The organism is Mycobacterium sp., assembly GCF_035570115.1.
GTDB lineage: Bacteria > Actinomycetota > Actinomycetes > Mycobacteriales > Mycobacteriaceae > Mycobacterium.
The window spans coordinates 1-12359 of sequence record NZ_DATMLH010000134.1; the positions used below are offsets into that span (position 1 = coordinate 1).

Annotated in this window: 11 protein-coding genes; 4 read left to right on the forward strand and 7 right to left on the reverse strand. The window is 63.6% G+C overall.

The genetic code is table 11. The features are described 5' to 3' along the window. Positions 1 to 146 precede the first annotated feature (146 nt). Together VNW74_RS12750 and VNW74_RS12755 are read right to left on the reverse strand one after the other, a co-directional pair. Positions 147 to 1235, reverse strand: coding sequence for an NmrA family NAD(P)-binding protein (locus tag VNW74_RS12750; protein WP_325677290.1), 1089 nt, complete (start codon positions 1233 to 1235; stop codon positions 147 to 149). A gap of 27 nt (positions 1236 to 1262) precedes the next feature. Further along, complete coding sequence (locus tag VNW74_RS12755) at positions 1263 to 2444, reverse strand: thiolase family protein (RefSeq protein ID WP_325677292.1); 1182 nt, start codon at positions 2442 to 2444, stop codon at positions 1263 to 1265. Positions 2445 to 2537: 93 nt separating this feature from the next. On the opposite strand from VNW74_RS12755, the gene VNW74_RS12760 reads away from it, so the two are divergent. Beyond that, positions 2538 to 3026, forward strand: coding sequence for a helix-turn-helix domain-containing protein (locus VNW74_RS12760; RefSeq protein WP_325677294.1), 489 nt, complete (start codon positions 2538 to 2540; stop codon positions 3024 to 3026). Positions 3027 to 3062: 36 nt separating this feature from the next. Here VNW74_RS12760 and VNW74_RS12765 read toward each other — a convergent pair whose 3' ends face one another. Next, entirely contained in the window at positions 3063 to 3713 is a 651-nt protein-coding gene (locus tag VNW74_RS12765) for a DUF1345 domain-containing protein (protein WP_325677295.1), read from the reverse strand. Between the two features lie 133 nt (positions 3714 to 3846). Between VNW74_RS12765 and VNW74_RS12770 the strand changes: the two genes are divergently transcribed. The 3 genes from VNW74_RS12770 (at position 3847) to VNW74_RS12780 (ending at position 7567) form a co-directional block, all read left to right on the forward strand. Beyond that, the gene (locus VNW74_RS12770; RefSeq protein ID WP_325677297.1) at positions 3847 to 5058 is read left to right on the forward strand and encodes a cytochrome P450; all 1212 of its coding nucleotides are present in this window, start codon (positions 3847 to 3849) and stop codon (positions 5056 to 5058) included. A 57-nt stretch (positions 5059 to 5115) separates the two neighbouring features. Next, complete coding sequence (locus tag VNW74_RS12775; protein WP_325677362.1) at positions 5116 to 6333, forward strand: CaiB/BaiF CoA transferase family protein; 1218 nt, start codon at positions 5116 to 5118, stop codon at positions 6331 to 6333. A gap of 88 nt (positions 6334 to 6421) precedes the next feature. Further along, complete coding sequence (locus VNW74_RS12780) at positions 6422 to 7567, forward strand: thiolase family protein (protein WP_325677299.1); 1146 nt, start codon at positions 6422 to 6424, stop codon at positions 7565 to 7567. Between the two features lie 74 nt (positions 7568 to 7641). On the opposite strand, the gene VNW74_RS12785 is transcribed toward VNW74_RS12780, so the two are convergent. From VNW74_RS12785 to VNW74_RS12800, 4 genes are read right to left on the reverse strand one after another with little or no spacing between them, the layout of a single operon-like run. Next, on the reverse strand, positions 7642 to 8838 hold the full coding sequence (locus VNW74_RS12785) for an acyl-CoA dehydrogenase family protein (RefSeq protein WP_325677301.1): 1197 nt from the start codon (positions 8836 to 8838) through the stop codon (positions 7642 to 7644). Further along, positions 8839 to 9891, reverse strand: coding sequence for an acyl-CoA dehydrogenase family protein (locus tag VNW74_RS12790; RefSeq protein WP_325677303.1), 1053 nt, complete (start codon positions 9889 to 9891; stop codon positions 8839 to 8841). A gap of 2 nt (positions 9892 to 9893) precedes the next feature. After that, positions 9894 to 10733 (reverse strand): amidohydrolase family protein, encoded by an 840-nt coding sequence (locus VNW74_RS12795; RefSeq protein WP_325677305.1) that lies wholly within the window; start codon positions 10731 to 10733, stop codon positions 9894 to 9896. Next, positions 10730 to 12355: an acyl-CoA synthetase gene (locus VNW74_RS12800; protein WP_325677307.1), complete on the reverse strand. Its 1626-nt coding sequence runs from the start codon at positions 12353 to 12355 to the stop codon at positions 10730 to 10732. Before VNW74_RS12800 ends, VNW74_RS12795 begins: the two co-directional genes overlap by 4 nt. Positions 12356 to 12359: the final 4 nt, after the last annotated feature.

The window sequence follows — 12359 nt, forward strand, 5'->3', positions numbered from 1 at the left end:
GACGCAGAACCCCCCAGGCTTAAACGAAGGCACGAGGGTCTGTTGTCGTGGCCTAGCTCAGGCGCTCATCGTCTGCAGCCCGTACCGACCGCCGCGCTGCTCCAGCGCGTTGACAGCGTTGCTGTTGATCCGAAGATTTAACCCGTCTACAGCTTCCCTGTCCTCATATCCTCACCGATCTTGAGGATCGGAGTCTGGTTCTCCGGCTGAGCCCGTTCCCACAGGCTGCCCTTGCCTAGCTTTTGTCCCAACTGGTCTTCTCTCCTGAACCACTCCCCGGCACTCCTAATCCGATTCGGGTGTATCTCGTCGAGCAGAGCGTAATTTCTCTCGACGATCCCGTGCTTCCACAGATTCCAGAATCCTGTGAAGTTATCGCGAATGCTCATGGTGCTTTTGTCATTTGGGTCCGAATTGTATCCGGCAGGCGCATGTGCGAGCGGACTGAGCGGACCGTTCTTCCAGTACGTCTCTAGATCGGTGTCGATGTAGCGCGCTGGATGCCCTGTGACCTTCTCGAATGCCGCAGCGAGATCGGCGTAGGCAATGTGGTCGATAGCGACTTCGAGGTTCATGCCACTGGCGCGCTCCGGATGGTCGAAGAGCCAACGGACGTAGTATCCGCAATCCTCAAGTGACACGTGTGGCACGGCTCCCCCGCCGAGCGGGACTCGCCAAGTTACGACACCATCCTCGACGGTCGGGGTCATCGGTGTCCGGGGCGAGATCGCCATCTCGATATACGGACCCGTAGTGAAGACCGCTGCTGCCATCCGATCACTATTCACCTGATTCTGAAACAAGATCCACTCGCCCACACGACCCTTGCCGTCATAATGGCCGGTGCGGAATCTGGAGTCATATCCTGATTTCTTGAGCCCGTAGTCTAGGTTTCCATACACGAAGAATTTGATTCCTTCTTCGATGGCTATCTCGTAACTACGGATCGCCCAATAGATCTCGGTTTTCTCGCCGGTGTTGAACCCGTCGATGTTGACGAATGCTCCGTCACAACCACGAAATCCTTCCCGCAGGATGGCTTCGTCGGCGAATGAGCCTTCCAGGATGGAGACGTTGCCGAGTGCTAGAAGGTCCGTGGCTCGTCGAGAGGCGGAGTCGCGGCTGAGGAACCGAACGGAGTATTTCTTGTCGGCGACCAGGGCGCGGATGACGGGGCTGCCTTGAGCTCCGGTGCCGCCTATGACAAAGATTTTGGAGGCGCTGTGAGATGACATTGTTGGCGGCTTTCTGTTCTGCGAGCGTCACAGACGCTCGATGATGGTGGCGTTGGCCATGCCGCCGCCTTCACACATCGTCTGCAGCGCGTACCGACCGCCGCGTTGCTCAAGCGCGTTGACCATCGTGGTCATGATGCGAGCGCCGCTTGCGCCCAACGGATGACCGATCGCGATGGCGCCGCCGTTGACGTTGGTCTTGGCAAGATCGGCCCCGGTGTCATGCGCCCATGCCAGCACGACCGGTGCGAACGCCTCATTGACCTCGAACAGGTCGATGTCAGCCAGCGTGAGACCGGCGCGTCGTAACACCTTCTCGGTGGCGGGAATAACGCCGGTCAGCATGTACAGCGGATCCGAGCCCACCACCGTGGCGGTGTGAATCCGGGCCAGCGGTCGCAGGCCCAGTTTCTTGGCGGCCTCGCCGCTGGTGATCAGGACCGCGGCGCTGCCGTCGGACAGCGGCGACGAATTGCCCGGCGTAATCGACCAATTGATCTGGGGGAAGCGGGCTTGGACCGCTGGGTCGTAGAAGGCCGGCTTCAGCCCGGCCAGGGTCTCGACGGTGGTACCGGGCCGAATGATTTCGTCGGTGCTCAGCCCGGCGACCGGAGCCAGCTCGTTGTCGAAGAGTCCGTCCTTGGTGGCCTGTGCCGCCTTCTCGTGACTGCCTGCCGAGAATTCGTCGAGCTGGCTACGCGAGAAACCCCACTTCGCGGCGATCAGTTCCGCGCTGATGCCCTGCGGCACCAGGCCCTCGGGGTACCGGCTGGTCATGTCGTTGCCGAATGGGTTGCTGCCTGGCAACACCGAGCTGCCCATCGGGACGCGGCTCATCGACTCCACGCCGCCGGCGATAACCAGCTCGTAAGCGCCGGCGACGACACCCTGAGCGGCGAAGCTGATGGCCTGCTGGCTGCTGCCGCACTGCCGGTCAACCGTGGTGCCGGGGACCGACTCCGGGAACCCCGCACCCAGCAGGGCGTTACGCGCGATGTTGACCGCCTGGTCACCCACCTGCGTTACGGCACCAGCGATGACGTCATCGATCTGGCCCGGTTCCACGCCGGTGCGTGCCACCAGCTCTCGCAAGCTGTGGGCCAGCAGATCTGCCGGCAGCACGTCGTGCAGTGCGCCGCTGGCCTTGCCCTTGCCGACGGGCGTGCGCACCGCGCCCACGATGACGGCGTCTCGACCTTGATATGCCATGACTCCTCCTTGAGCCGAATGCTAAGTATCTATAGCTATACCTAGCTAAACACCTGGGTATACTGAGAACAACCCAGACCGGAGGTGATTTGCGTGACACTTTTACAGGGCGCGCTGGCGGATCGCGACGCCTGGTCGGCGGTCGGTGAGTGCCCGATCGAGAAGACCATGTCGGTCGTGGGCACCAAATCGGCGATGCTGATCATGCGTGAGGCCTACTACGGCACCACCCGCTTCGACGACTTCGCTCAGCGGGTGGGAATCACCAAGGCCGCCACCTCGGCGAGGCTCGCCGAATTGGTCGACCTCGGGTTACTGACGCGGCGGCCGTATCGTCAGCCGGGGCAGCGCACCCGCGACGAGTACGTGCTCACCGAGGCCGGCACCGATTTCATGCCGGTGGTGTGGGCGATGTTCGAGTGGGGCCAACGCCACTTGCCGGGCCGCAGCCGGTTGCGCCTCATCCACCTGGATTGCGGAGCGGAAGCGTCAGTCGAAATCCGTTGCACTGCCGGTCATCCAGTGCCACCGGAGGAGCTCGGCGTGCAGCTGGCCAGGCGGAATTCGCGTCGCAATACTTGAGTCCGCGGCGCGCAGGCTCGACGCGTCCCGATTCGATCAGGCCTTGGAGCCAAGCCCCGCGATCAAATTGATCGTGACCGCCAGGACAACAGCCCCCAGAAGGTAGGACAGCAGCGCATGCCGCAACACCGTCGCCCTGATGGATGTCGATCCGATCTCGGTGTCTGACACCTGGTAAGTCATGCCGACGGTGTAGGCGAGATACGCGAAATCCCGAAAGCGTGGCGGCTCCGGTGCGTGGAAGTTGATACCGCCCGGGTCGTCGGAATAGTAGAGCCGCGCGTAGTGCACGGTGAACAGGGTGTGCACCGCGAACCACGACGCCCCGACGGTCAGGATGCCGACAATGGCGGCCTCTACGGACTCGGCGCCGGAACGCGACCCGGCGGCAACCACGTAGCCGACCCCAACCAGGCTCGCGATACTTGCCGACAGGACGACCACGTCGGCGACCCACCGCGTCGGATCCTCCCGCGTCACCCACCTGCAGGTCTGCTCGGCATCCATTTCGCGCAGGATGAACTGCGTCCACGCCACGTACACTCCGGCGGCAACAATCCAACCGGCAAGCCCAAATCGCCAGCCGACCGTGTTGCCCACCACGAGGGCGACGACGACTCCGAGCGACACCGCGACAAATATCCGAACCGCGACGGTGTCGCGGAACAACTTCACCAGGGAATTCACAATCCCGACCTAACCACCAACCGGCCGTCAGCTCACCATTTGGACACCCGTGCGAGAGAGACCGCCAGCCGCGCCGATGTAGGCTACTGTAATCTTTACAGTACGATCATGTAGCCGAGGCCGGAGTGCAGCTGTGGAAAGTCGAGTTCAGGACGCTGCCGTCAACGCCGCCTTGCCTGCCGGCTTCATCCGTGACCCGTACCCGTACTTCACCCAGAAACGCAGCGAAGGCGGGGTGTTCCACGGGACCGTCGTCGACTACTCCAAAACCCCCGAATCGCTGCGCCCGAAGAACTCCTTCGCCGCGATGTCGTTCGACGCGGTAAACAAGGCATTCCGCGACGCCGAGGCTTTCAGTTCGACGTACTACGACAATACAATCGGGCTGTTCATGGGCCCCACCATCTTGGCGATGGAAGGCAAGAAACACCGCGAACACCGCAACCTGGTCTCGGCGGCGTTCAAATCCAAGGCGCTCGCGCGCTGGGAACCCGCGATCGTGCGGCCAATCTGCAATCAGCTGATCGACGAGTTCATCGACGCCGGCGAAGCGGATCTGGTCCGCGATTTCACGTTCGAGTTCCCTACTCGGGTCATCGCCAAGCTCTTGGGCCTGCCCGCCGAGGATCTGCCCACGTTTCGCCGCCGCGCAGTGCAATTGATCAACTACACCGTCAAGTACGAGCGCGCTTTCGAAGCATCGTCGGCTCTGAAAGACTACTTCCTCGACCAGATCGAGCAGCGCAAGGCGAAGCCGACCGAAGACGTCATCGGTGATCTGGTCACCGCGGAGATCGACGGCGAAAAGCTCAGCGACGAAGCCATTTACTCCTTCCTGCGACTGCTGCTGCCCGCCGGACTGGAAACCACATACCGGTCATCGGGCAACCTTTTGTTCTTGTTGCTCACCCACCCAGACCAGTTCGATGCGGTGCACGCCAATCACGAGTTGATCCCGCCGGCGATCGAAGAGGCGCTGCGCTTCGAAACGCCATTGACCACGGTGCAGCGGTTCGCCACCGAAGACACCGAGCTGGAAGGACTCAAGATTCCAGCACGTTCGGCAGTTGATCTGTGCGTCGGCTCGGCCAATCGCGACGAGCATCGATGGGAGCTCTCGCAGGAATTCGACATCTTTCGCAAGCACATGCCGCACATCTCCTTCGCGGCCGGCGAACACACGTGCTTAGGGCTTCACTTGGCACGTATGGAGACCCGGGTCGCGCTGGAATGCCTGCTGAGCCGGGTGACCAATGTCAAGCTTGTCACCGAAGACGACCCGCATATCTACGGCCAGCCTTTCCGCTCGCCGAACGCGCTTCCGGTGACGTTCGACCCCACGTAGCGTCCGCGGTTGCAGAGGTTTTCGAACATCGGAAGAAGGCTGAAATTGGTCAAGGTGATGGAGGGCTTTCGGGTCCTGGAGCTTGCGCAGTTCACGTTCGTCCCGGCAGCGGGCGCCATCCTCGCCGACTGGGGCGCCGACGTCCTCAAGATCGAGCACCCGGTGCGTGGTGACACCCAACGCGGCTTCCTCAATATGGGTGGCATCCAGGTCAACCCGGATCGGCATCCGCTGATGGAACATCCCAACCGCGGCAAGCGCAGCGTCGGGATCGACGTTTCCACACCGGGCGGCCAGGAAGTGATCTACGAACTGGCCAAGACCTCCGATGTGTTCCTGACCAACTACATGCCCGCGCAGCGGCAGAAGCACAAGTTCGACGTGGAGCACATTCGCGCGGCGAACCCCAACATCATCTATGCCCGCGGTTCGGCGTACGGCGACAAGGGTGCCGAGCGCGACGTCGGCGGCTATGACGGGACGGCGTTCTGGACCCGCAGCGGCGTCGGGTACGCGCTGACGCCCGAGGAGTTGGGCGGTGCACTGGGACAGGGCATTCCCGCATTCGGCGATTCCATCGGCGGCATGTTCATCGCGGGTGGCATCTCGGCGGCGCTGCTGCATCGCGAGCGGACCGGCGAGGCCGTCGAACTTGACGTGTCGTTGCTGAGCACCGCCTGGTGGGCGGCGGGTGCGAGTGTGACGCAGGGCATGGAGACGGGTGAGGTCATGCGCACACCCATGCCGGGCTCCGCCACCGCGGTGTCGGTGAACCCCTTCATGGGCAACTACCTGACCTCCGACGGCGGAACGATCAACCTGTGCATCATCAGCCCGACCGGGCTGATCCGCGACACCTTCGAGCATCTCGGTATCCCCGAGGCCGCCGACGATCCCCGCTTCTCCGACGTGCTCCCGTTGATCCAGAACGCGGACGCGGCCGCCGAGTTGATCGCGAAGGCCGTCGCCGCCAAGCCGTTTGACTACTGGCGGCAGCACCTGAAGACGATGAAAGGCCAGTGGGCGCCGTTCCAGAGCCTGATCGACCTGGCCGACGATGATCAGGCCATCGCCAACGACATGATCGTCGAGGTCGAGCTCGCCAGCGGCGGCGCGCCGTTCAAAGTCGTGCGCGGTCCCGTTCAGTTCAACCACGAACCGTTAGTGACCACCCGGGCTCCGCAGGCGTCGGAGCACACCGAGCTAGTTCTGATGGAGATCGGCATGGACTGGGATCGCATTGCCGAACTCAAGGAATCGGGAGCTATAGCGTGACCGATAGCAAGAACCGCGCCGGCGACGATGCAGAGCAAGAGAGCGATGTGGGGACACCTCCCGCTTGCGGGGGAGAGGAGCGGCGCCCATGAACGAGGTCGCCATCATCGGCGCGGGTCTGCACCCGTTCGGTCGCTTCGAGGGTAAGTCCGCGATGGAGATGGCGGCCGACGCGATCGGGCTGGCGCTGGCCGATGCCGGCGTCGAGTGGAAAGACATCCAATTCGCGGTCGGCGGCAGCTGGACGGTCGCGAACCCGGACGCGATTGTCGGCATGGTGGGTCTCACCGGCATTCCGTTCACCGATGTGTTCAACGCCTGCGCGACCGCGGCCAGCGCGACCAAGGCGTGCGCCGACGGTATCCGGCTGGGCGACTACGACATCGGCATCGCGGTCGGCATGGACAAGCACCCGCGCGGCGCATTCACCGAAGATCCCGCACTGGTCGGCATGCCGAGCTGGTACGCCCAGAACGGCCAATACCTCACCACCCAGTTCTTTGGGATGAAGGCCAACCGTTATCTGCACGACCACGGCATATCCACCGACACGCTGGCCAAGGTGGCCGCCAAGAACTTTCGCAACGGCGCATTGAACCCCAACGCCTTTCGCCGCAAGCCGATATCGGAGGAAGCGATTCTGGCTTCGCCGGTGCTGAATTATCCGCTAACCCAGTACATGTTCTGTGCTCCCGACGAAGGCGCGGCCGCCGTGGTGATGTGCCGTGCCGACATCGCGCACCGGTTCAGCACCAAGCCCGTGTATGTGCGTGCAGTCGAAGTCCGCACCCGCCGCTACGGCGCCTACGAGGTGAACACGACGTACGCACCCGTCGAGGAAGATGTGTCGCCGACCGTCTACGCCGCGAAAGCCGCCTTCGAGAAAGCGGGTGTGGCACCGTCGGATGTCGACGTTATCCAGTTGCAGGACACCGACGCCGGCGCGGAAGTCATCCACATGGCCGAGGCGGGGTTCTGCGCCGACGGCGAGCAAGAGAAGCTGCTGGCTGACGGCGCCACAGAGATCATCGGCGCGATGCCGGTCAACACCGACGGGGGATTGATCGCCAACGGCGAACCGATCGGGGCCTCGGGGCTGCGTCAGATGCATGAGTTGGTGCGCCAACTGCGCGGCGAGGCCGGCGACCGCCAAGTCCCCGGAACTCCGCGGGTCGGCTTTGCCCAGGTGTACGGGGCGCCCGGCACGGCAGCTGCGACCATCCTGACGACCTGAAGTTTTCGCCGAGCGTGCAACCATTGCGACGACACGCCGATGGCGACCGCCGTCATTGCACGTTCGATGAAAGGTCAGCCCACTTTCGTCGCTTTAGGCGCCGAATAATTCGGCTTGCCCAGGCCGAGCACGTATTGCGCGATCATGTTGCGGAACACCTCGAGGGTGCCGCCGTAGATCCCGACCAGCGGCGCGAAGCGGTACACGTACTCCGACGCGCCGTCGTCGGCCGCGCCGTCGGTGCCGTTCGGCAGCGTCGACGCCGCGCCGAGGATGTCCATCAGCTCCGGTGAGATGTCGCGCATCGTCTGCGCCAGCGCTACCCGGCCGAAGATGCTCGGCGCGCTGAACGCCGCCTCCATCCGTGCGGCGCTGCGACCCAGCCGGTATGCCACGGCCTGGTCGTCGATGAGCCTGCGCCCGTTCGGATCCCGCTCCGCGACCTTGCCGGCGGCCTTGTCCAGGGCATCGGCCATGAAGCCGGCCTGGTGCATCATGATCGACACGTCCTGCAACCCATCGGGCGCCGCGGCGACGGCGCCGTGCTCGGTGTTGAGCGGCTCCCGCAGCACTGTCCACCCCGCGTTGACCTCCCCGAGCCGGTACTTGTCGTCGACGCGTACATCGCTGTAATAGACGATATTGGTGCGATCGCCGTCGATGGTGCGCATGCCCTGGATCTCGATGCCGGGGGAATCGAGCGGCACCAGAAACATGGTCAGGCTCTTATGCTTTGGTGCCTCCGGATCGGTGTTGGTGATCAGAAAGACGTACTGACACTTGTGCGCGCCGGTCGTGAACATCTTCGAGCCGTTGATAATCCAGCCGTCCCCGTCGCGCACCGCGCGCGTCTTGCAGGTGGCGATGTCGGAACCGCCTTCGGGTTCGGTGTAGCCCAAGCACAGCCGGACGTGTCCGCTGAAAACCTTCGGCAGCACCTCATCCCGCACTTCCGGTGACCCGAACTTGGCCACCGAACGCGCGATCATCGCGGTGGTCCCCCAGGTCACCCAGGGCACATGCGCCCGACGCTTCTCCATTTCCCAGATGCGGCGGCGTACCCGAGGGAATCCGCCTTCGGCATGCGGCTTCCATTCGCGTTCGAGATAGCCCGCGTCGCCCAGTGCCAAATGCACACCTTCGTCAAAGTTGTCGCCGGTTTCCCGGTCTCGACGTTTGACATCGTCCGTCACATGAGTTCTCAAGAACTGGCGGGCCTCGTCGAGAAAGGCCTGATCGTCATCGGAAAGAGTGACTCGTGAGAAATCCACCTATGCATCCTTCCCTGAACGGCTTTCGCGTTCGGCGACGATCTCGGCGATGTATTTGGCGCTGGCACCGGGGTCTCCCCCGGCCAGTGCCCAACCACGGGCGCGCACCAGATATGCCGTCGCGGCCGCCTCCGCCGACACGCCGAGACCACCTTGCACATGCACCGCCATGGTCGCGGCCTTCGCCGCTTCCTCGGCCATGAACACAAACGCCGCCGGTGCCAACTCCGGGCGCTCGTCGGGTTCGTTGTCCAAAAACCACGCGGCGCGCCGGGCCAGATTGCGGCCGCCCTGCACGGTGATCGCAATGTTGGCGAGTGGATGGGAGATCCCCTGCAGCGTCGAGATCGGCACACCCAGCGTGTAGCGGGTCTTGGCGAACTCCGCCGCGATGGTCATGGTCTCTTCCACCAGGCCCGTCAATGCCGCAGCGGTCAGCACCCGCCATTCGTCCAGTGCCCGTTGGTAGTGCGCCAAGGCGTCGGATCCGCGTGCAAGCACGACGCTGGTGTCGGCGGCCGCCGGATCGACCCATGCCATCGGCAGTCGGCCAATGTTGTCCACCTTGGTCGGGCGGGTATCGAACGTCAGCCGCACCAGACCCTCGCCATCACGGACGATGATCTGGTCGGCGATCGATCCGGTCGGGATCAGCCGAACCCCGCTGACGCTGTCGTGTTGCGGGTCAAACGCGGCGAGCTGCTTGCCGTTCACGACGTCGGATTCCGCCGAGCCGAGCCTGGCCAGCAACCGGGCCGCGCAAACATGGTCGATCCACGGCACCGGTGCCAGCGAGCGCCCGATCTCCTCAGCTACCAACGTCAGGTCGACCAGCGTCGCACCGTCTCCCCCGACGGTGTCGGGCAACGCCATCGTCGTCGCACCCATCGTGCACAGCCGCTCCCACAGGCTCTTGTCGAACCCGGATTCCTCTGCGGCACGGACAGTCTCGATCGGGCAGTGCGTCTTGAAGAAGTCTCGGTACGCAGCCTGCAATGCCAGGTGATCTTCGGTCAGGCTGTAGTCAAGCCTGCGCAATTCGTAGCGGTCCATCGTCAGTGCTCCTCCTGACCCTGAAAGAAGAATTCGTGCGCGTTGTTGTAGAGATAGTTCTCGAGGACGTCGGCGGGCAGGTCCAGAGATTGAGCTTCGGGGACGACGCGGCGCATTTTCAGCACCGGCCAGTCGGAGGCGAAGATCACCTTGTTGCTTCCGCGGGTGCGCATGTAGTGCAGCAGGCTTTCCGGCAGCCGCTTGGGCGACCAGGCTGACGTCATCAAGCGCAGATTGGAGTACTTGATCAACAGTCGGATCGCGATGTCCCACCAGGGATCCGCGCCGTGAATCATGCAGAGCTTGAGCTCGGGGAATCGCACGCAGACCCGGTCGAGGTGAATGGGGTTCTGCACCTCTCCGGGGATGGGAGGTCCGGGAATACCGGTGTTGATGCACAGCGGCAGCTCGAGCTCGGCACATTTGGCGTAGAGCGGGTAGTAGACGGCGTCGCTGGGCGGGTACTGGCCGTCGCCCCAGAAGCTCGGCCCCACAACGGCATACGCGACCGGAAGCTCCTTGACGACAGCACTGAGCTCCCGCAGCGACGGGATCGGCCGCAGTAAGTTGACACCACCCATCGCGAGCGCGAACCGATCCGGCTTGGCTTCGGCGAATTTGCGCGCGGTTACCGATGGCTTCGCGAGGTTATCCATCAGCACGGCCCTACGCACACCCTGCTCGTCCATCTCGTCGAGCAACTCCGCCAGGTCAACCGGCGCGAACATCGACTCCGGTCCTTTGAAGTAGTCATCGCGCACCTTCAGCATCCACGTGGGCTGCTTGTCGGTCTCACCGAAGTGCACATTGACCAAGCAATCGATCACTGGGCTTGCGTTCATGTCGACATCGGCGCCTTTTCTGTCGCTTGAGTTTTCGCCCACCGGTAATCGGCCTTGCCATTGCCCAGGCGATGGACGTGCTCGACGAAGATGTACTCCTTGGGCGCCTTGAACCGTGCCAGCTGCGATGTGCAATGCGCATGCAGCGGCTCACGTGCCGTATCGGCTTCGTCGCGCAGCTCGACGAGCGCGACAAGTTCCTCACCCCAGCGACCACTCGGGCGGCCCACCACCAATGCATCGGCGACCGAGGGATGCGCGCGCAGTACTTCCTCGACCTCTTCGACGAAGACCTTTTCCCCGCCGGTGTTGACGACCAGCGAATCGCGGCCATACAGCCGCAAAGTGCCGTCCTGGTCGAGACTGGCGCGGTCACCAGAGATCACCACCCGCTTACCATCGACCTCGGGAAAGGTCTTACGGGTGGCGTCGGGATCATCGAAGTAGCCCAGCGGGATCCGGCCTTCTCGGGCGGCCCAACCGATTTCGCGCTCACCCGGCCGAAGAAAGTGGCTGTAGTCCTCGGACAGGACTAGTCCGCCCTCGCGCAGTGTGAAGGTGTCGGTCCGGGTGTCGCCCCGGCTGTGCCCGAACCCCATGTTGCCGGTTTCCGACGAGCCATACCCGTTGATGAGCGTGATGTGGGGCAGCAACTCCAGCAGCGCCCGTTGGTATTTCGGATTCGTCGCGGCGCCACCCGTTCCGATCGCGTTGAGCGACGACAGATCGTACTGACCGCGCCGCAACTCCTCAACCAGGGGCGCGGCATAGGCATCCCCGACCATCGTCATCAAGCCGACCTGCTCGCGCTCGGCCGTCTCCCATACGGATCGCGGATCGAGCTTGCGGCCGGTGTCGTACAGCACCACAGGCGTGCCCGCCATGATCGCCGAGAACGCGGTCCACATACCGGCGGCGTGCATCAGCGGTGAAACGGCGAACCACGCCGGACCGGCGACTCCGCGCACCTTGTCATGGATCTCTTGGGCGGACGCATGATCGGCCCCGACCATCGACGATACGTAGATGTCGGACTGCCGCCAGAGCACGCCCTTGGGTCGACCGGTGGTGCCGCCAGTGCAGATCATCAGCAGGTCATCCGGTGACGCGGTGACGTCGCGGTCGCTGTTCCCTTGCGCCAGCGCGGTATCCAACGGCACCGCGCCGGGCAGTTCCGGTACCGAACTTCCGTCGTCGACCGACAGCAAAAGGTCGGCGCTGTCGGGCGGAAACACATCGGCGAACTTCGCGCCCAGCGACTTGTGGTAGATGACGGCGCGCGGCCGCACGTAATCGAGCAGTTCCTGTACTTCGCGCGGCGTGTAGTTGTAGTTGACGTTCACCGGAACGGTGCGGGCCTTCAGGCAACCGATCACCATGTCGGTGTAGAGGTCGTTGTGCATGACAAGCGCAACACGGTCCTGTCCGCATTCCCAGTTCTGCAGACCGGCCCGTTCCCGGTGAGCACCGAAACCCCCGCCGGCCAGGAAGTTAGCCAGTCGGCGGGTGCGGTCAGCCGTCTCGGCGAAGGTGCTGCGACGATCGCCGCAGACGGTGATCGTCCGGTCCGGGATGACCTCGGCGATCGCGTCCAGGACCGCACCGATGGTCCACTCGCTCATGGAT